At 62.8% G+C, this 19470-nt stretch carries 14 protein-coding genes, 1 tRNA gene and 2 rRNA genes (1 of these 17 only partly in view); 8 read left to right on the top strand and 9 right to left on the bottom strand.

Annotated elements, in window-relative coordinates; all coding sequences use genetic code 11:
- Nucleotides 1-138 precede the first annotated feature (138 nt).
- Nucleotides 139-1248, bottom strand: coding sequence for an NAD(P)/FAD-dependent oxidoreductase (locus tag E5673_RS03990; protein WP_136189025.1), 1110 nt, complete (start codon nt 1246-1248; stop codon nt 139-141).
- Between the two features lie 431 nt (nt 1249-1679).
- Here E5673_RS03990 and E5673_RS03985 point away from each other — a divergent pair, with 431 nt between their 5' ends.
- Nucleotides 1680-3746, top strand: a complete 2067-nt coding sequence (locus E5673_RS03985) for a phospholipase C, phosphocholine-specific (RefSeq protein WP_136189024.1) — start codon at nt 1680-1682, stop codon at nt 3744-3746.
- Between the two features lie 68 nt (nt 3747-3814).
- On the top strand, nt 3815-5179 hold the full coding sequence (locus E5673_RS03980) for an MFS transporter (RefSeq protein WP_136189023.1): 1365 nt from the start codon (nt 3815-3817) through the stop codon (nt 5177-5179).
- Here E5673_RS03980 and E5673_RS03975 read toward each other — a convergent pair.
- The 4 genes from E5673_RS03975 to E5673_RS03960 all read right to left on the bottom strand — a co-directional run bounded on the left by E5673_RS03975 (nt 5137) and on the right by E5673_RS03960 (nt 10752).
- The gene (locus tag E5673_RS03975) at nt 5137-5904 is read right to left on the bottom strand and encodes a DeoR/GlpR family DNA-binding transcription regulator (protein WP_247599563.1); all 768 of its coding nucleotides are present in this window, start codon (nt 5902-5904) and stop codon (nt 5137-5139) included. The genes E5673_RS03980 and E5673_RS03975 overlap by 43 nt on opposite strands.
- Nucleotides 5905-5973: 69 nt before the next feature.
- The gene (locus E5673_RS03970) at nt 5974-8982 is read right to left on the bottom strand and encodes a carboxypeptidase regulatory-like domain-containing protein (RefSeq protein ID WP_136189021.1); all 3009 of its coding nucleotides are present in this window, start codon (nt 8980-8982) and stop codon (nt 5974-5976) included.
- A 315-nt stretch (nt 8983-9297) separates the two neighbouring features.
- Complete coding sequence (locus E5673_RS03965) at nt 9298-10314, bottom strand: LLM class flavin-dependent oxidoreductase (protein WP_136189020.1); 1017 nt, start codon at nt 10312-10314, stop codon at nt 9298-9300.
- Between the two features lie 216 nt (nt 10315-10530).
- Nucleotides 10531-10752, bottom strand: a complete 222-nt coding sequence (locus E5673_RS03960) for a hypothetical protein (RefSeq protein WP_136189019.1) — start codon at nt 10750-10752, stop codon at nt 10531-10533.
- 599 nt (nt 10753-11351) lie between these two features.
- On the opposite strand from E5673_RS03960, the gene E5673_RS03955 reads away from it, so the two are divergent.
- Nucleotides 11352-11807: an SRPBCC domain-containing protein gene (locus E5673_RS03955; protein ID WP_136189018.1), complete on the top strand. Its 456-nt coding sequence runs from the start codon at nt 11352-11354 to the stop codon at nt 11805-11807.
- Between the two features lie 48 nt (nt 11808-11855).
- On the opposite strand, the gene E5673_RS03950 is transcribed toward E5673_RS03955, so the two are convergent.
- A complete protein-coding gene (locus E5673_RS03950; RefSeq protein WP_136189017.1) occupies nt 11856-12776 on the bottom strand; it encodes a LysR family transcriptional regulator in 921 nt (306 codons plus the stop codon).
- 204 nt (nt 12777-12980) lie between these two features.
- Here E5673_RS03950 and E5673_RS03945 point away from each other — a divergent pair, with 204 nt between their 5' ends.
- From E5673_RS03945 to E5673_RS19935, 5 genes are all read left to right on the top strand, one after another.
- Nucleotides 12981-13715, top strand: a complete 735-nt coding sequence (locus E5673_RS03945; RefSeq protein ID WP_136189016.1) for an SDR family oxidoreductase — start codon at nt 12981-12983, stop codon at nt 13713-13715.
- 74 nt (nt 13716-13789) lie between these two features.
- The gene (locus E5673_RS03940; protein WP_136189015.1) at nt 13790-14557 is read left to right on the top strand and encodes an SDR family oxidoreductase; all 768 of its coding nucleotides are present in this window, start codon (nt 13790-13792) and stop codon (nt 14555-14557) included.
- A 26-nt stretch (nt 14558-14583) separates the two neighbouring features.
- Nucleotides 14584-15183: an NADPH-dependent F420 reductase gene (locus tag E5673_RS03935; RefSeq protein WP_136189014.1), complete on the top strand. Its 600-nt coding sequence runs from the start codon at nt 14584-14586 to the stop codon at nt 15181-15183.
- 30 nt (nt 15184-15213) lie between these two features.
- Nucleotides 15214-15516, top strand: coding sequence for a nuclear transport factor 2 family protein (locus E5673_RS19940; protein ID WP_247599562.1), 303 nt, complete (start codon nt 15214-15216; stop codon nt 15514-15516).
- 17 nt (nt 15517-15533) lie between these two features.
- A complete protein-coding gene (locus tag E5673_RS19935) occupies nt 15534-15794 on the top strand; it encodes a hypothetical protein (protein ID WP_247599561.1) in 261 nt (86 codons plus the stop codon).
- Between the two features lie 677 nt (nt 15795-16471).
- Here the strand turns inward: E5673_RS19935 and E5673_RS03920 are convergent.
- The 3 genes from E5673_RS03920 to E5673_RS03910 form a co-directional block, all read right to left on the bottom strand.
- A tRNA-Met gene (locus E5673_RS03920) sits at nt 16472-16548 on the bottom strand.
- An 85-nt stretch (nt 16549-16633) separates the two neighbouring features.
- Nucleotides 16634-16748 (bottom strand): 5S ribosomal RNA (gene rrf, locus E5673_RS03915).
- 217 nt (nt 16749-16965) lie between these two features.
- Nucleotides 16966-19470 (bottom strand): 23S ribosomal RNA (locus E5673_RS03910); it runs 329 nt beyond the window's last position.

The raw sequence follows: 19470 nt of genomic DNA, 5'->3' as shown, positions 1-19470 counted from the left end.
TAGTACGGCGTTGCGTTCTGCTGCGTTGTCTCAAGCACTTTGCCGGTGAGTACCAGACCAGATGCGCTGTGCGTGATCTGAACCATTAGCGGCCATCCAGAACGGCCTGCCCGCCTCCCGACTTCCGCCATTCGTTCATTAGATGCTGAATAAATCCACGACGCTGGTCGGCGCGTCCGATCCGAAGAAGCGGGACAGGTTTCTCGCACTGAGCTGTGCAATCGGTTGGCTCCGTGCGAACAGGTCATGCTCGTAAATGGCTAGGGCCCTTTCGTTATCGCCGTGATGGTCGATCAATGCACGCGCGAGTTCCGCTCCATCGAACATTGCCAGATTGGCGCCTTCCCCCGCGAACGGCGACATGAGGTGCGCGGCGTCGCCCAGCAGCGTCGCGCCTTTTACGCGGGGCCAGGTCAGCAAAGGCGGCAACGCGTAGATGGGGCGCACAACCGGGACCTTCTCCCCGTCGGTGATCAGGGCACGTAGCGATCGCGACCAGCCGTCGAACAAGACCTCGATTTGGGCGGCCGTGATCGGCAGGGCTATGGCCAGCCACTTCTCGGGCTGACTGACAGCTACATAGGTGTGGATGCTGCCGTCGGCGTTACGGTGCGCGAGGATGCCTTGGCCGGGCGCCACCGCCATCAACGTGCCCGACCCGATCACCGCCGCGGCGGGGGCCGCGCGCGGATCGTCCGCGTCGAAGTGAAGCTCGACAAAGCAGGTGCCGGTATAGGCGGGCTGGGCGTCGGTCACGAGTGGGCGTACGCGCGACCAGGCACCATCGGCCCCGATCAGCAGTATCGTTTCGACCACGGAGCCGTCGGTGAATGCGACCGTGTGGCGACCACGTCCCACAGCCTGCACCGACGCGACCTTGCGGCCCCACTGCACGATCTCTGACGGCAAGGCATTCAGCAGCAACCGGCGTAGGTCACCGCGGTCCACCTCGGGGCGAGCGGTGGCGGCATTGCCCGGTCGATCGAGCAACACCGTGCCATGCCGGTCGACGACCCGCTTGGCATCCTCGCCCGGCCGGACTAGCTTCAGGAATGCATGGTACAGTCCGAGCGTATGCAGTGCCTGCTGACCGCTGTGTTCGTGCAGGTCGAGCAGGCCACCCTGGGCCCGCTCGTCCGGCGACGGCTCGCCGTCATAGACGACGACCCCGATGCCGCTGCGATGCAAGGCGCCGGCGAGCACCAAGCCGCCCAGGCCCGCGCCAATGATGGTAACGTCTTCTCGCATTTGTCCGCGCTCCTAGCCGGCGCAGGTCAAGCCTGCGTTGCCGTTGATGGAGCCGCTAGCCAGCTATCAGCCGGCGTGTGCGCGATGGGGGTGTTGACCACGCCATCGTTTTTCGCAGCACGGGCTGTCTATGATAAGATGGTTTGTCACGCAACATCGAGGCCGCGTGACGCTCTGCCCATTTCCCGACGTTCGGCTGCACTACCCGACGTTTCTACGTCGACGCTCCTTCACTTCGTAATATGATCACCTTGCCTCGGCATGTCGAAGATCTGACTCGAACACCCCGGTTGAAAGTGTGGGCCTTTTGATTGAGGTCATCATAAGATTCACATTTTCCTCGGCGCTGTCACATGAATCGTACACTGTATGCCTACGCGTTGGTTGTCGGCCTTATATGGGACGCATCGCGATAGCTTTGGGGTAGCAGAATGGCGATTGGTCGAAGAGCCTTCCTAATCGGTGCATCGGGCGCCGCTGCTACGCCACCAGGGGCAGCCAGCACTTTACGGCGTTCGGTTACGCGTGGCTCGATCATGGACGTCGAACACGTCGTGATCCTGATGCAGGAGAACCGGTCGTTCGATCATTATTTCGGCACGCTGCGCGGCGTACGCGGTTTTGCGGATCCACGGCCGGTGACGTTGCCCGGCGGTAGATCGGTCTGGGCGCAACGCGGTGCCGACCGCGATGGCGGGCGGATCACCTGGCCTTTCCGGCTCGATTACAACAGCAGCAACGCGCGCTGTTTCACCGGGCTCGATCATAGCTGGAAGGACAGCCAGGCGCGCTGGCGCAACTGGGACGTCTGGGCGGAGCAGAAGGGCCCGCTGACCATGGCGCACCTGACCCGCGCCGACATCCCGTATTACCATGCGCTGGCGGACCAGTTCACGATCTGCGACGGCTATCATTGCTCGCTGCAAGGCCCGACCGGCCCCAACCGGCTTTATCATTTCAGCGGCACGAACGGCTTGAGCGTCGGGCAGGAAGGCGCTTATTGCGTCACCAACGGCGGTACCGATGGCAATCCCGGCGCCGACATGGCCAAGGACGACGCGACGCAGGGCCTGCCTTGGCGCACCTATGCCGGCCGGCTCGAGGAGGCGGGCGTTCCCTGGCGCGTGTACCAGGAGCTCGCCAATTATTCCGACAATCCGCTCGGTTATTTCAGCGAGTTCCGAAAGCTGGACCGGTCTTCGCCGCATTATCGGCGTGGGCGGTCCTATGTCGACTGGATCGACGGCGTTGCGCCCGAGGATCCAGAAAAGACGCAGGCCAAACACCTGATCGCCGCGTTTACCGCGGACGTCGCCGCGGACCGGCTTCCGGCGGTGTCGTGGATCGTGCCGATGATGCAGATGAGCGAGCATCCCGACGCGCCCGTGCCGTTCGGCGAGGTGCTGATCAGCAGCGTGGTCGCGGCGCTCGCGTCCAATCCGAAGGTCTGGGCGAAGACCGCGCTGATCCTCAACTACGACGAGAACGACGGCTTCTTCGATCACGTTCCAGCTCCCGTCCCCGCGATCGCACCGCGCTACGGTGCGAGCAACGTTGACGTCCGCAGCGAGACCTATCAGGGCGAGCCGGTCGGCCTGGGGCCACGCGTGCCGATGACCGTGATCTCACCGTGGACGCGCGGCGGATGGGTCAATTCGCAGCTGTTCGACCATACGTCGGTGCTGCGGTTCCTGGAGAAGCGCTTCGGCGTTGCCGAGCCGAACATCTCGCCGTGGCGGCGCGCGGTGTGCGGCGACCTCACCTCGATCTTCGACTTCGACGTGCCGCACAGCGCACGCCTCGACACGCGCTGGGCGGCGGCGCTTCCGTCGGTCGCCGGCTATGTCGAGGAAACCGAGCGACTTTGCGCGACTGCACCTGCCCCGATCATTGCCAAGGGGGAAGGCGTACCCGTGCAGGAACCCGGCACCCGGCTGGCGCGTGCGCTGCCGTACCGCTTCGCCGTCGAGCCCGTCTGGGGGGGCGCGGCGCTCACGCTCAATTTCGTGAACCAGGGCCCGGTCGGGATCGTCTTCGGCGTGCAGGACGAGGTAAATTTCCCCGGTTGGCGCTACTTCACCGTCGCGGCGAACTCTCGTCTGAGCGAAGCGTGGCCGATCCGTGCGGACCAGCCGCACGCGCTGGTCGTTCGGGGGCCAAACGGGTTCCAGCGCGACTATCGCGGGCAGGCGGGGAGCGCAGGGATCGAGGCAGTGGCGCTATGGCGTGAAGACGGCACGGCCGGCATTTTGCAGCTCCGCAACCGCGGCAGCGCGCCGGTGACGATGGCGCTGCATTGCGCGCATAGCGGCAAGCGACGCGAGATCGCGGTCGCTGCCGACGGCACGGCTAAGGTCCCGATCGCTTCGGCCGATCATCGCTGGTACGACCTGTTGCTGACCTCAGCGAATGGCGTGCGGCTACGCCTGGCGGGGCATGTCGAGACTGGGCGGTCCGGCATCAGCGAGCCCGCTGCGGCGTTTCCGCACCCCGCCTGAGCCGCTCCTACTGTCATGGCCGTGTCGCGAAGCCTGCCTAGTTGCGGCGCTTGGCGGGGGCGGACGCAATGCAAAGAGACGGCTCGGTAGAAGGCGAGCGCTTGCTGAGCGCGGGCTTTCTGTCGCTCGCGACGATGGAATTTCTCGAACGCTTCGCCGTCTCCGGCGTGAAGTCGCTCCTGGTGCTGATCTTCCTGGACCGGGTGCTCGTCGGCGACGTGTCGCGCGTCGTCGGCGTGACTGCCTTCAGCGAGACCAGCGCGGCGATGTTCGGGCCCTTGTCCGCCACCGGACTTGCCTCGCAGCTATACGGCTATGCCAATGCGCTGATCTATTTGGCGATACCGGTCGGCGGGCTGATCGGCGATGTGATCCGAAACCGGCGCGTGATGGTCGCGGCGGGCGGTATCGGCATGCTGCTCGGCCTGACGTTGATGCTCGGCGATCCGACATTCCTCCTCGGGCTGGTTCCCTTCGCGATCGGCGCGGGGGTGTTGAAGGGCAATCTGTCGGCACAGCTGGGCGCGCTGTTCCAGGACGAGGCTCAGCGCCGACGGGGCTACGCGGTCTATCTCGGCTTTCTCAACGCCGGAGTGATCTGTGGGCCGCTGGTCTGCGGAGCGCTCGCCGCGTTCGCCGGTCAGGACTATGCGATCGCCGCAGCGGCCGCCGCCGTCGCGCTGGGTCTGGCGATCTACGCGGTGACCGGCCGTGCGGCGCCAGCAGCCCCTCCCGCGGACTTGGCGGCGTCAACACCCGACCCGGCTCGATCGACTGCGCTGCTCGTCGTTGCCTTGGCCGCCGTGTACCTCTGCTATTCGGCCTATGATCAGCTCGGCAACATCTTCCTGGTCTGGGCGCGGACGCGAGCCGACCGGCATGTCCTGGGCTGGACCATGCCGGTGGCGTGGTTCCTGTCGCTAGACGGCGTCTTCACGCTGGCGCTGATCACGGTGTCGCAGGTCGCGTCGCGAGCGCTGCAACGGCGGGGCATCCGGATCGGCGCGGTGACGCAGATATTCCTCGGCGGAATGCTGTGTTCGGCGGGCTATCTCGTCCTTGCGCTGGGCGACGCGACCAGTGGTGGCGCACCGCTCGCGCTACCCTGGACGCTGGCCTATCTGGTCCTCATCGATGGGGCGATCGTGCTGATTTGGCCGTCTGCGCTGAGCCTGATCGCGGGCAGCGCGCCGCGTCATCTCGTCGGCTTCTGGATGGGACTGTTCTACCTTCACGGCGTTTTCGCGAGCCTGTGGGCCGGGTTCAGCGGCGTCTTCTATGAGCGGATCGCGAGCCCGCAATTCTGGTTGCTCCACGCCGCCGTCGCAGCCGCCGGCGCGCTCCTGATCGTCGTCGCCGCACCGGCGCTGATCCGCGCCGGGCGGCGGCGTCAGGCGATCACCACCTCGGCATGCGCGAAGGCGCGGGCATAGTCGTCCTCCAGCGGCTTGTCGGTCACCAATATGCCGACATCGGTCAACGCCGCCGTCTGGATCAGCGCATACCGCCCGAACTTCGATGAATCCGCCGCGAGCAGCACCTGCTTCGACGTCGCATAGGCGATACGGCTCATCGCCGCCTCTCCGGGATGAAAGTCCATCAGCCCGCGCTCCAGACTGATGCCGCCGACCGACAGGATCGCCAGGTGCGGCGTGAAACCGCGGACATATTCCTGCGCGACATGATCGGAGAATGCGCGGTAATCATAATCCATCTGACCGCCGGCGAGGAACAGGCGGTTATTGTTGATCCCGCCAAGATCGCTCGCGACGCGCAGCGAGTTGGTGATGACGGTCAACGAGCGCCGGTCCGCCAGGTGCCGCGCGATGAAGCAGCTCGTCGTACCGGAGTCGATGAACACGATCGCGCCGTCCTGCACGAACTCGGCCGCCGCGCGTGCGACACGGATCTTCGCGTCGGCATTCTCCTCCATGCGCTGGTGGAGCGGCCCCTCGTGCACAGGCGTCGTCATCCGCGCGCCGCCATGCTCGCGAATGATGACGCCGTGATCCTCGAGTGCGCGCAGTTCGCGGCGGATCGTCTCGTCCGAGACCGCGAGATCGGCGGCCAGCGCGGTTACCGACAGGGTTCGGCCGCCGCGCAACCGCGCCATGATCTCGCTCTGCCGCTGTGATCGTTTCTCTATCGTCCCCTCCATCAAGGTCTTCGTCGGTGAACCCGCGTGGGCGAGACATGCTCCATGCCTCGCTCCACGCGCAAGCGATGCCTAGAAGCCCACCACTGCCGTCAACCGCACCGAGCGCGGCGTCTGGTAATTCACCGGTGCGCGATAATCGGAGTTGGCCGATCCGTCACTCAACTCACCGAAATTGTTGAACGACGTGACCGCCGAACTGGCGAACAGGTTGAACACGTCGAGCCGGAGCGACGCCTGGAGATGGGGGATCGGCAGGTGGACGACTGCGCTGACGTCGACCTGCGCCAACCAGTCGCCGGTGAACGCCGTACCGCGTGGGATCAGCTCGCCTTGGCAGTAATAGCCGTAGCCGTGATAGGTGTTCGCATAGGCATCCACCGCCAGCGGCACCGCGCCGATGCAGCTGTAATGCGGGGCCGATTGCACGAGCATGTTGGCGCCGAGATCCAGAGCCTCGAACAGCCGGTAGCTGCCATAAGCCTTGAAGCTGTGGCGCCGATCGTTGGGCAGATACCCGTAAGCCCCGTTGACGAAACCTGGCGAGTCGAAGTCCGCGGTGCGATTGATCGCGAGCTGTCCGTTCTCCGATCGCACGCCGCCTTCGTAATTCCCCTTGTCGAACGCGAGCGTGTAGGACGCGGACAGGCTCCACTTCTCGTCGAAGCTGCGATCGAAGGTCAGCGTCAGCGCGTTGTAGTTGCGGCTCGGTGCGGGATAGCCGAGATCGTCCTTCTTCAGCGTCACGGTCGGGGTCGAGCCGTCAGGCAGCTTGTTGATCTGCGTCGTGATGTCCTTGCCCGGGTTGCCGATGACGAACTGGCTGCCACCCGGATACGCCGACAGACAGGCCGCTGCGGTGAAGCCCTTGCCGACGCAATAGGCGCGCGCGCCAGCGTCGATCGAGACGTCCTCGATCACGTTGGTCAGTTCGCGGTGCGTGAAATAGGCTCCGATCCGGATGCGATCGCTGAACTGGTGCTCCGCGCCGATGATGAACTCCCGATCCGACTGGGGCTTGATGTTACTCGCGATCGCGCCCGCCGGGTTGAACGCCGAGCCGTCCGCCGAGACTTCGCAATTCTTGATGCCGGTGTCGGGGCAGTTCGTGGTGTTGACGACCGACAGAAGCGGGGTGCCGGCGACGGGAACGCTGCCCGCGCCGCTGACGCCGTTGAACAGATTGTAGCGCGTGTACGTGACCAGGCTGCCTGCGACGTTCAGGTTGATGTCCCCCGCCATCGGCAGGAAGTATTTGGAATAGGATCCGAAGATCTTGGTGCGCCCGTCGCCGACCGGATCGAACGCGGCCCCGAGGCGCGGCGCCCATTGGTTGCCCGATTTGAAGAACGACTTCCCGTTCACGCCCTGGTTGCTGAAGCGATCGTTGCGCACGCCGAGATCGAGGCGCAGTCGGTTATCGAGCAGCGACCATTGGTCCTGCAAATAAAAGGCTTCGTTGCGGACATGTGCGACGCCGCTCTGCTCGTAGACGCGCGTCGTGTAGTATTGCGTGCCGATCGGAGCACCGATCCTCGCGGCGGACTGCGCCGTGACGTTGAAGATCTTGTATGCGCCGCCGCCGATAGTTTCGAAGGTTTGCGACTGAGTGTTCTTCTCATGGTCATAGCCGAAGCGCACATGGTGTGCGCCAAGCAACTGAAACTGGAGATCGGCATCGACGCGGTAGAATTCGCGCTCGTTGTCGGTGCTGCTGAACGCGTCCGTCACCTTGTTGGCGCCGATCTGGATACCGGCCGGGTCGGTGCGGTAATCGATGACCTGCGGGTTGGTCACGTCGAGCGGGACGTTGCCCGAGCGAAGCTTGTTCACGCCGTATGCACCCGACAGCGTCAGCCACGGTGTGAAGGTGCCGGTATAACGACCGACATAGTTGATCCCGCCCGCCCGCGCGTTGGTGCCGCCGGTCTTGCCGCCGAGACTATGGTCGGTGCGATCCCAGTCGTAGCTGCGGTTGCGCGTCTCGTTCGTGGTGTCGAAATAGGTGAATTCGAAATGGTGGTCGCCATTGATGTAGCCGTCGACCTTGCCACCCCAGAACGGGCTCGTGTTCGCCACGCCCGTCGCGTTGTTCTGGTTGGCCTGCGGCGTCAGCGTCCGGATCTCGCGCATGTTGTAGAGGCCATAGACGAACAGATGGTCCCTGATGATCGGGCCGCTCGCCTGGAACACCAGTTCTTTCCGGCTTGCGGTCGCGTGGCGGTAGTCGACGGTGCGGGTCGACGGCGCGCTGCCGCGAAGATCGTTGGGCTCCCATATGCCGGTGACGCTCGCATGATAGTCGTTGGTGCCGGACTTGGTCGTGGCGACGACATAGCCGCCGGTCGCGCGACCGAACTCCGCGGGTGCGCCGCCGGTCTTCACTTCGACCGTCTGGTAGAAGTCGAACGGTACTTCGGCCGGCTGTCCGCCTGACACGAAATCGGTCACGTTCAAGCCGTTGATGTAGAACGCGTTCTCGGTGAACGCCGCGCCGCCGATCGATACCTGGTTGGAGAAGCCGCCATTCGACGGCGACGAGCCCTGAACCGCGCCGGGAGTCAGCAACATCACGTCGCGCAAGGTGCGCCCGATCGGTACGCGCGTCGTCAGCGAGCCGAGATTGATCGTGCTGCCGACCGTAGTATCCTGAAAGTCGGCCGTACGCTGGCGGGTGCCGACGACGACGATGTCGCCGCTCTGCTCGGCTGGAACCAGGCGGAAGCTGTTGGCACCGCCGGATTCGCGGGTCAGCGGAATTCCGCGTTCGTCATAGGTTGCGAAGCCCGGCGCGGTGATGGCGACGTCGTAATTGCCGGGCGGAAGCTGCGGGATGGTGTAGCTGCCCGTCGAGTCCGTCGCGGCAACGCGGCTGACGCCTCGGTCCGATGAGGTGATCTTGACCTGCGCCCCGACGATCGCGGTCCCGTCCTGCCCTGTCACGCGACCGGACGCGGCGATGTTCGTATAGTCCTGGGCTTCGACCGATGTCGCCCCGATCATCAAGGCCGGGGCGGTGGAGCCGAGCATTAACAGCGCGCGCAGAACTGCGCGCGACGAAAGTCGCATGGAACGAAGCATCGAAACCCCTTTTAAGAGCGCGGCATGCACAGCCGCTGCACTAAAAGACGTCCTATCTTCGTCATGTGGATGTTCTGTGACACATCCACAGAATATCAACTTTTATCGAAGCCAAATTTAGTTGCGAAGTCGGAGGTCGCGCCTGCTATCTGGGTTCACCTTGAGACCCATTCCCGGTCGCTCGGGGGCTCGTCCCCACATCTCAACTTCAGACACTCATGCACAATCCGTTTTGGCAGTCATCGCTAACGTTCGAATTGCCCTCTGACGTGTACATTTTACATGCAGCCAAGCGTCGAGGTGACCCGCGCCACCTCAACGCCACCCAAGCGCTGGCGCGACGTGGGTCAGGACGGACTCGAGTACATGCGCGTTGTAGTCGACGCCGAGTTGGTTCGGCACAGTAAGCAGCACCGTATCGGCTTCGGCAATGCCTTCGTCGGCGCGGAGCTGTTCGATCAACTGGTCTGGCTCAGCCGCATAGGACCGGCCGAACACGGCCCGCATGTTGTCGATCACGCCGATCTGGTCGCTGCTCTCACCACGCCCGAAATAAGCGCGGTCGCGATCGTTCATCAGCGCGAAGATCGAGCGCGATACCGATACGCGCGGCTCCCAGTCATGCCCCGCATCCTTCCACGCCTGACGATAGAGCCGGATCTGCTTGGCTTGCTGGACGTGGAGCGGTTCGCCGCTCTCGTCCGCCTTCAGCGTCGAGCTTTGCAGGTTCATGCCGTTTTGCGCGGCCCAGACCGCGGTGGCGTTCGACGATGAGCCCCACCAGATGCGCCGCCGTAAGCCTGGCGCATGCGGTTCGAGACGCAACAACCCTGGTGGATTGGGAAACATCGGGTTTGGGCTCGGCTGCGCGAACCCCTCGCCCTTGAGCAGATTGAGCAGCACCTCGGCATGCCGGCGGCCCATGTCGGCGTCGGTTTCGCCCTCGGCGGGTGCGTAGCCGAAGTGACGCCACCCTTCGACCACCTGCTCGGGCGAACCGCGGCTGATCCCAAGCTGCAAGCGGCCACCGCTGATCAGGTCGGCCGAACCCGCATCCTCCGCCATGTAGAACGGGTTCTCGTAGCGCATGTCGATTACGCCGGTGCCGATCTCGATCCGGCTGGTCCTGGCGCCGACCGCGGCCAGCAGCGGGAAGGGCGATGCGAGTTGCTGGGCAAAATGATGCACGCGGAAGTACGCGCCTTCGGCGCCCAATTCCTCGGCAGCAACGGCCAGGTCGATCGACTGCAGCAACACGTCCGAGGCGGACCGCGTCGCGGATTGGGCCGATGATGACCAATGACCGAACGAAAGGAACCCGATCTTCTTCATGGCGCAATCCTGATGTTCATCGCCGTCAAGGCTGTCGCGGCGAGCTGACTTCGTATCGTTTAGATAGGGTGTCGATGACGCCGCGTCGCGACAACGACGAGAAACGGAGCTATTCTGGTTTGGCGGCGACGAGCGACCACGCTGCGTGACCATCCCCGCTCATTTGCCGTACGCGGGGTCCATCACGGCAGACACACGCGCGCCGCCATCGGCAGGTTACTGCGAGCCGTGCAAGGCCAGACCGGCCGCGCGCATCGAACAGAGACGTTCGGGCGAGGACACCGACAAGCTGTCCCACGCGAACGCGGAGCGGGATGCCGCGCCATAGGACCAGATGTGCTGCGCGACGATTATCATCTCCTCATGCGTGGGCGCCCTCCCCTCGCCCATGCAATCGATCACGGCATCCACGAACAAGGGACTGGTCGATCGCGACATGCTGAGGCACCTCAATGGGACTGAGACCCGATGTAGGCCTCGCGGGCTTCACCAACATGGCCGGCCACCCGATACGCGGCAGACGGAACGGTGCGCGAGCCAGACAGCGCGACCGCTGTATCTCCCCAAGCCGCATCGGCGTATAATGCGTTGTCGCCATCACCCTTGCCGCGAGCACGGTGACGATAGAGAGCTGGGATCAGCTTCCGCCCGCAGTGCCGAGTGCCTGCCATGCCAAACGTTCAAGATTACGACCTCGCCTATAGCAAGAAGCGCGAACAAGCCGAGCGGCAGGCGTCGGCCTTGGCGAACGACAGGTGCGCCAAAGCCGTCCATCGATCCTTGGCGCTGCTCTATGGCGATCGTGTCATCTCTGCCCGGCGCGCGATCAATGCCAGCGGTTTAAAGTCATAGCGAAAGCGTTTGGCACGCGCGGAGGCTCGAAGCCGGCATCGATATTACGAGCCTTGCGTTTCATTTGCAGGCAATGTTGCACGGAGGCTTCGTCGTCACGCCGGCTGCCGGCTACCGGCAAGCCGCCCGCTATATCGTGCAACACTGGCGCGATATGCGATACTAATGTGCGAAGGAGACGAGCGATGAGCAATAGCCGCGAACTCAGCGTCGAGCGACGCATCGCCGCCCCTGTGGACGCGGTCTGGCGGACTATGACGAACCGCTTCGAGGAGTGGTTCTGTCCGCGACCTTGGCGCGCAGAAGCACGCGATATCGCGTGGCGCCCAGGCGGTCGCAGTCTGGTGGTTATGCATGGACCCAATGGCGAGGAGATGCCCAACGAAGGCGTGGTCCTCGACTATGAGCCAAACCGCCGCTTCGTGTTCACCGACGCCTTCACGGCCGGCTGGAAGCCGAGCGGCCCGTTCATGGTCGGCCTGTTCGAGATCGCGCCGGACGGGGACGGCACCCTCTTCACCGCCACGGCGCGCCACTGGACCGACGAGGCGCTGGAGCAGCATCGCTCGATGGGCTTTGAAGGCGGCTGGGGCGCGATGGCTGATCAACTCAAGACGCTCGCCGAGGGAGGCACGTTGTAACCGCCGCCTCTATGGAGTTGCTTTCTCCGGCCTGAAGACCGTCGGGCATCAATCGCCCGATACTGACATTCCCGCCAGAAGCGGCGCGTAGGCGGCAAGCCTGCGGGAGACGTGGTCCGTGAACAGCCGGACGCGCTTCGTCTTGCGCGTGTCCCCCTGCGTCAGGACCCAGAGCGTTCCGTACAGGTGGAGGTCGGTGCCCGGCACTCTTTCGAGCAGCGGGTCCGCATCGCCGACAAAGCATGGCAGCGTCGTGATGCCGAGCCCTTGCCGGACGGCAGCGATCTCCGCGCCTGCGTCGGTGACCCTGAAGGGAACCGCAATGGTACGGACATCGCCTTCGCTCGCCCAATCCGGAATGCCGTGCGTGCTGATGACGATCCAGCGGAGGGGATCGGACGCGCCCGCGCGCTTGGTATCGGACGCGCCCGCGCGCCATGCAGCCAGCCGATCGCGGGCGATGTAGACGCCGCCGAACAGCTCCGGTCCCTTCAATCCGTGCAGATTGAGCGGCAGGGTCTTGCGGTCGTAGACGACGCGGATCGCGACGTCGGCCTCCCGATTGGTCAAATTCGCGAGGTCGCCGGAGGACTGGATTTCCATTTCGATGTCCGGATGCCGGCGCGCGAAATCGGCGAAATCCGGCAACAGAAGGTGCGTCGCGAGGATCGGGGTCAGCGTCACTCGCAGGAGCCCGCGCACGCTCTGGTCGCGCCCGAAGACCCTCGTCTCCAGTTGGTGCGACGAGGATTCCATTTGCAGCGCGAATTCGAGAACCTCCTCGCCCGCCGTCGTCAGACGGTAGCCCGAGGGCAGTTTCTCGAACATCTGCGCGCCGAGCCGCTGTTCGAGGTTCGCGATACGTCGCAGCACGGTCGCGTGGTTCACCGCGAGACGCTTGGCGGCCGCGCGCACCGACCCCTCGCGCGCGGCGGCCAGAAAGTAGCGAACGTCGTCCCAGTCGATCATGGTGCATTCCCGCGCCGCAAGCTGCACGCTCATCATAGCACGAGGAGGCGGGATTAGCGCACGACGCGTCCCGTGGATCGTTTCCGCACCACCGATGTGCAAAATTCCACAATCCCTGCCCGGTTTTGACGAACCCATGTTGAGGTTCGCGGGGAAATGTCCCGGGACGGCAGGACACCCTGTCGGCGAACAAGGATGCACGACATGACCAGATTAGAAGGAAAGACCGCCGTGATCACCGGCGGCGCGACCGGTATCGGCCTCGCCTCGGCAAAGCGGTTCATCGAGGAAGGCGCCTTCATCTTCATCTATGGGCGGCGACAGGATGCGCTCGATGCCGCAGTGGCAGAGCTCGGGTCGCATGCCCGCGCGGTGAAAGGCTCGGTCGCCGACGAGTCCGACCTCGACCGCCTCTACGCCGCGGTGAAGGCCGAGCGCGGGACGCTCGACATCGTCTTTGCCAATGCAGGCGCAGGAAGTCCGCTCCCACTCGGCCAGATCACCGCCGAACACATCGACGAGACCTTCGACACCAACGTGAAGGGGACGATCTTCACCGTCCAGAAGGCGTTGCCGCTGATGCGCGAGGGCGGTTCGATCATCCTGACCGGATCGAGCGCAGGCACCACGGGCGCCCCCGGGTTTACCGCCTACAGCGCCAGCAAGGCGGCCGTGCGCAACCTCGCGCGGAGTTGGGCGGAAGACCTCAAGGGCACCGGCATCCGCGTGAACGTCCTGTCCCCCGGCGCGACGGCGACCGAGCTCGCCAAGGCCGCGCTCGGCGAGGAGGGCCAGAAGGCCTACGGCGCGATGACTCCGCTGCTCCGCATGGCCGATCCGGCCGAGATCGCGGCAGCCGCAGCCTTTCTCGCATCGTCGGACAGCAGCTTCATGACCGCCAGCGAACTCGCCGTCGACGGTGGCCTCGCACAGCTCTGACGCGTCCCGACGGCCGATCACCCGCCGATCACCCGTGTGATCGGAACCAGCACCCAAGCACGAAGGAACATCCTGTGGACCATACTCTCAAAGGAAAGACCGCTCTCGTTACCGGAGCATCGCGTGGCATCGGCCGCGCCATCGCCGAACGTCTCGCACGCGACGGTGCGACCGTCGCGCTGACCTACAACACCAGCAAATCCGGCGCGGACGAAGCGGTCGCGGCCATCGAGAAAGCTGGTGGCACTGCGTTCGCGATTCATGCGGACCTGGTGGACCCGGCAACCGTGCCGGTCCTGTTCGACACGCTCGACCACGAGTTCACCAAGCGGAACGGCAGCAAAACACTCGACATCCTGGTCAACAACGCGGGCAATGCCGGCTGGATCGGCTTCAAGGACGCGACGCCCGCCAGCTGGGACACGCTGATGGCGGTCTACCTGCGCGCACCGTTCTTCATCGTGCAGGCCGCGATGGATCGCCTTGTCGATGGCGGACGGATCATCAACATCTCGTCCGCCCCCGCGACGAAGCCGGTAACGATGGCGCCGATCTACTCGATGGCCAAGGCCGCCATCAACACCCTGACGCATGCGCTCGCCTCCGAACTGGGGCCACGCGGGATCACCGCGAACGCCGTCGCACCAGGCTTCACGCGGACCGACGCGAACGCGGCCTTACGGGAGAATCCAGCACTCGTGAAGGCGGCCGAGGCCGACATCGCGCTGGGCCGCTTTGGCGAGCCCTCGGAAATCGCCGCCGTCGTGGCGTTCCTGGCATCCGACGACGGCCACTGGGTGACCGGCCAGACGATCGAAGCGAGCGGCGGCTACAAACTCTGACCACCCGAAACCCCAAGGAGATTATCATGACCTACGCAATCATCGGCTTCGGCGAGATCGGCCAGACCCTCGCCAAGGCATTCGCCCGCAAGGGAATCGCGGTATCCGTCGCCACCACGCGCGATCCGGAAAGCTTTGCATCGACCGCGGTAGCGATCGGTCCCGACATCACGCCCACGACGCTCGCCGAGGCGGTCGAGGCGGACGTCATCTTCCTGGCCGTCCGCTACCAATCGCACCCCGATGTCGCGAAGGCGCTGCCGGACTGGCGGGGCAAGATCATCGTCGATGTGACCAATGCGTACGGTGTGTCCGCGGAGGATATGGGCGGACGGCCCTCGGCCAAGGTCGTCGCGGACGCCTTCGCCGGCGGCAGGGTGGTCAAGGGCTTCAACCATCTGGTCGCTGCCGTGCTCGACCAGGACCCGGCCGTACAGGGTGGCAAGCGCGTCGTGTTCCTGTCGAGCGACGACGACGATGCGGCAGCACAGGTCGGCGTGCTGGCGGAAGATCTCGGCTTCGCGCCGATCCAGCTCGGCGGGCTTTCGGACGGTGGGCTACTCGTCCAGGCACACGACAAGAGCTGGGGCCGCCTGATCTTCAAGGACCTGGTCAGGTTCGGCTGATGGACGCTGCCTGAAATGGGAGAGAATGCCGTGGGCACCGAGAAGAACGTCCAGACTGTGAAGGACTTCTTCGCCGCGATCGGTCGCGGCGACAAGAAAGGCCTGCTGGCACTGGTCGCCGAGGAAATCGAGTGGATCATCCCGGGCAAGGACTGGCCGCTGGCCGGTACCTACCGAGGACATGCGGGATTGGTGGATCTGCTCGAGACGGCAGCCAGGCGCCTTCGGCTTCGCTGTCGACCGGCAGAAACAACAGAAATTCGTGGCCCCCGATGCGGGCGAACACGTCGTCCGATCGGATCAAGTCGCGCACCCACTGGCGAAGGCCTGTAGCGCCTCGCCCCCGCGGCATGACCGTGGCGGTCGTTGATTTGCTTGAAACCGTCGAGGTCGACATATGCGAGTATCCCCCACTGCTGAACCTTCGCGGCCGCCGTGGCATTGTCGTAAAAGGCCTGCTCGTTGACGAGCCCGGTCAAGGGATCACTCCGCGCGCGGTTCCATTCGCGATCGTGCGAGCGACGCGTGCCGGACATCAAACGATGATGATCGTCACCGCCAAAATCCGCATCGCCATGTTCCAGGCGATCGCCGTCCGAGCAATGGGATAAGCCTCCAGCCCGTTCGCGGCGAGCGATACCGCCACACAAGTGGCGCTAGTCAGCGCAGCCTCGCGCCAGCCCAAGGTCCACCCAGCGCTGAGCGGGCGACATCGCTCGAGGCGGCGAAGGTAGTTTCATTTTTCTGCCGTAACGATCAAACATGAGACTTGTGTTACGGAAAATGACTCAACCTGTGGGATTGAACAGGTGAGGACTGCTTGGCGCTTTCGTCTGGACCAGTGCGATCAACGGCTCCCGAATACGCATCGCCGAAATTTTGTTACACGGGTAATCCCTCTCGTGATCGAAAACGCCCGCCCTGTCCGCTCGCCGACCTCGGGCGCAAACGTGTTCGCCATCTTGCGCGTCATGACTCTCAGTTTCAGGAGTTGGGTTTCGACAAACCCGGGGCGGGTCAATCCGCTTTCTTCAAGCTGCATCCGAACCTGAGCCGTTTGCATTGTAAGAAGGCGAGGTGGGTTATCGCGGCGTTCGAGAGTAACGCGGTAAAACGCAGGTGTTCGAACGGTTGCGTGCGCTCATCGATGCGGTGGTGCTGACGCCGGAAGACGGCAATCTCGCGATCGACCTGCGCGGCGAGCTTGCCTCGATGCTGTCGCTATGTGCCGGAGCGGAAACGCAAAAAGCCTCCGCCGGTGTGACCGAGGAGGCGTTGCAAATCAAGATGGTTGCGGGGACAGGATTTGAACCTGTGACCTTCAGGTTATGAGCCTGACGAGCTACCGGGCTGCTCCACCCCGCGATACTTCGCTATTGCGAAGGAGGGTATGGGACGTTGTGAATGGGTTTGTGATATGGTGCATGTTGCATGTTGCACGGGCTTCAATGCCTGGCGACGACCTACTCTTCCATCGCTTGAGCGATAGTACCATTGGCGCAGTCGGGTTTCACGGCCGAGTTCGGAATGGGATCGGGTGGGACACCGACGCTATAGCCACCAGGCAATGGAGCCGGTGCGACATGCGAGCGCGTCATATCTGGGTCCCCGCCGCGGCTTTCGCGTTGGCGGGGTTTTAAAATCGATACCGTGCAAGGTTTGTAGTGGTATTCGACCAATCCCTCGACGGCGAGGGGATTGGCAATCTGGCGTCGTCTTAATCATCCGCACGCATCTTATGGCTAGCTAGTTGCCCAGTGTTGTCATTGATGGTGTGAGACTCTCAAGCGCGAATAGAGCAATTAGTATCGGTTAGCTCCATGCGTTACCGCACTTCTACATCCGATCTATCAACGTCGTGGTCTCCGACGGCTCTATGAAATCTTATCTCGAGGGAGGCTTCCCGCTTAGATGCTTTCAGCGGTTATCCCGTCCATACATAGCTACCCAGCTGCGCTCCTGGCGGAACGACTGGTACACCAGAGGTATGTTCAACCCGGTCCTCTCGTACTAGGGTCAACTCCTCTCAAATTTCGACGCCCACGGCAGATAGGGACCAAACTGTCTCGCGACGTTCTGAACCCAGCTCACGTACCACTTTAATTGGCGAACAGCCAAACCCTTGGGACCTGCTCCAGCCCCAGGATGTGATGAGCCGACATCGAGGTGCCAAACAACCCCGTCGATATGAGCTCTTGGGGGTTATCAGCCTGTTATCCCCGGCGTACCTTTTATCCGTTGAGCGATGGCCCTTCCACGAGGGACCACCGGATCACTATGACCGACTTTCGTCTCTGCTCGACTTGTCAGTCTCGCAGTCAGGCGGGCTTATGCCATTGCACTCTAACAGACGGTTTCCGACCGTCCTGAGCCCACCATTGCGCGCCTCCGTTACTCTTTAGGAGGCGACCGCCCCAGTCAAACTACCCGCCACAGAGGGTCCCTGTTCCGGCTTACGGAACGAGGTTAGACATCAGAAACAAACAGGGTGGTATTTCACCTATGGCTCCACATCAGCTGGCGCCGATGCTTCAAAGCCTCCCACCTATGCTACACAGTTTCTTCCTAATGCCACTCTGAAGCTGCAGTAAAGGTGCACGGGGTCTTTCCGTCTAACCGCGGGTACTCCGCATCTTCACGGAGAATTCAATTTCGCTGAGCATGTCCTGGAGACAGTGGGGAAGTCGTTACGCCATTCGTGCAGGTCGGAACTTACCCGACAAGGAATTTCGCTACCTTAGGACCGTTATAGTTACGGCCGCCGTTTACCTGGGCTTCATTTCAGAGCTTGCACCCCTCCACTTAACCTTCAGGCACCGGGCAGGCGTCAGGCCCTATACGTCGTCTTGAAGCCGACTTAGCAGAGCCCTGTGTTTTTGCTAAACAGTCGCTACCCCCTGGCCTGTGCCCCCTCAAAGTGCTTGCGCATAGTGAGGGCCTCCTTCTTCCGAAGGTACGGAGGCAATTTGCCGAGTTCCTTCAGGACACTTCTCTCAAGCGCCTTGGTATACTCTACCTGACCACCTGTGTCGGTTTCGGGTACGGTCTATACGGTGGGGCTATTTCCTGGAACCATTTCGAAGCCATCCCAATCCGATAAGGGATGACAACACACATGATCCGTCACACACCACCAGGCCCACGAATATTAACGTGGTTCCCATCGACTACCCCCTTCGGGCTCGTCTTAGGGGCCGGCTCACCCTGCGCGGATTAGCCTTGCGCAGGAACCCTTGGTCTTTCGGCGAGAGGGCATCTCACCCTCTTTATCGCTACTCATGTCTGCATTCGCACTTCCGATACCTCCACGACCCATTACCAGATCGCTTCACAGGCTTACGGAACGCTCCGCTACCGCGTACCACATAAGTGGCACACCCTAAGCTTCGGCACGTATCTTGAGCCCCGTTACATCTTCGCCGCAGGACCTCTTGTTTAGACCAGTGAGCTGTTACGCTTTCTTTAAAGGATGGCTGCTTCTAAGCCAACCTCCTGGTTGTTTTGGAAGTCCCACATGCTTTCCCACTTAGATACGATTTGGGGGCCTTAGCTGTAGGTCAGGGCTGTTTCCCTTTTGACGACGGACCTTAGCACCCGCCGTCTGTCTCCCGCATATCACTCTTAGGTATTCGGAGTTTGGTTAGGTTTGGTAGATCTCGCGACCCCCTAGCCCATCCAGTGCTCTACCCCCTAAGGTGTTCGTGCGAGGCACTACCTCAATAGTTTTCGCGGAGAACCAGCTATTTCCCGGCTTGATTGGCCTTTCACCCCTAAACACAACTCATCCGGTAACTTTTCAACGTTAATCGGTTCGGACCTCCAGTGCATGTTACTGCACCTTCATCCTGGTCATGCCTAGATCGCCGGGTTTCGGGTCTAATACATCAAACTCTGGCGCCCTATTCAGACTCGCTTTCGCTGCGCCTACACCTATCGGCTTAAGCTTGCTTGATACATTAAGTCACAGACCCATTATGCAAGAGGTACGCTGTCAGGCCATAAAAGCCCTCCAACTGCTTGTAGGCAATCCGTTTCAGGTACTGTTTCACTCCCCTCATCGGGGTGCTTTTCACCTTTCCCTCACGGTACTAGTTCGCTATCGGTCACATACGAGTATTTAGGCTTGGAGGGTGGTCCCCCCATGTTCAGACAGAATTTCACGTGTTCCGCCCTACTCGAGTCCTGAATTCTCACTTTCGCATACGGGGCTGTCACCCGCTATGGCGCTACTTTCCAGAAGCTTCTGCTAGTTGAAATTCAGGCACTGGCCTGGTCCGCGTTCGCTCG

The sequence above is a fragment of the Sphingomonas sp. PAMC26645 genome (genome assembly GCF_004795835.1).
Classification (GTDB): Bacteria; Pseudomonadota; Alphaproteobacteria; order Sphingomonadales; family Sphingomonadaceae; genus Sphingomonas.
Note: the sequence above shows the minus strand (reverse complement) of the source record. Positions and strands in the feature narration are given on the sequence as shown.

What these genes read in the sequence shown, in the direction of transcription:
- E5673_RS03990 (WP_136189025.1), bottom strand. Translation starts at nt 1,248, where the DNA reads ATGCGAGAAGACGTTACCATCATTGGCGCGGGCCTGGGCGGCTTGGTG.
- E5673_RS03985 (WP_136189024.1), top strand. Translation starts at nt 1,680, where the DNA reads ATGGCGATTGGTCGAAGAGCCTTCCTAATCGGTGCATCGGGCGCCGCT.
- E5673_RS03980 (WP_136189023.1), top strand. Translation starts at nt 3,815, where the DNA reads ATGCAAAGAGACGGCTCGGTAGAAGGCGAGCGCTTGCTGAGCGCGGGC.
- E5673_RS03975 (WP_247599563.1), bottom strand. Translation starts at nt 5,904, where the DNA reads ATGGAGGGGACGATAGAGAAACGATCACAGCGGCAGAGCGAGATCATG.
- E5673_RS03970 (WP_136189021.1), bottom strand. Translation starts at nt 8,982, where the DNA reads ATGCTTCGTTCCATGCGACTTTCGTCGCGCGCAGTTCTGCGCGCGCTG.
- E5673_RS03965 (WP_136189020.1), bottom strand. Translation starts at nt 10,314, where the DNA reads ATGAAGAAGATCGGGTTCCTTTCGTTCGGTCATTGGTCATCATCGGCC.
- E5673_RS03960 (WP_136189019.1), bottom strand. Translation starts at nt 10,752, where the DNA reads ATGTCGCGATCGACCAGTCCCTTGTTCGTGGATGCCGTGATCGATTGC.
- E5673_RS03955 (WP_136189018.1), top strand. Translation starts at nt 11,352, where the DNA reads ATGAGCAATAGCCGCGAACTCAGCGTCGAGCGACGCATCGCCGCCCCT.
- E5673_RS03950 (WP_136189017.1), bottom strand. Translation starts at nt 12,776, where the DNA reads ATGATCGACTGGGACGACGTTCGCTACTTTCTGGCCGCCGCGCGCGAG.
- E5673_RS03945 (WP_136189016.1), top strand. Translation starts at nt 12,981, where the DNA reads ATGACCAGATTAGAAGGAAAGACCGCCGTGATCACCGGCGGCGCGACC.
- E5673_RS03935 (WP_136189014.1), top strand. Translation starts at nt 14,584, where the DNA reads ATGACCTACGCAATCATCGGCTTCGGCGAGATCGGCCAGACCCTCGCC.
- E5673_RS19935 (WP_247599561.1), top strand. Translation starts at nt 15,534, where the DNA reads ATGACCGTGGCGGTCGTTGATTTGCTTGAAACCGTCGAGGTCGACATA.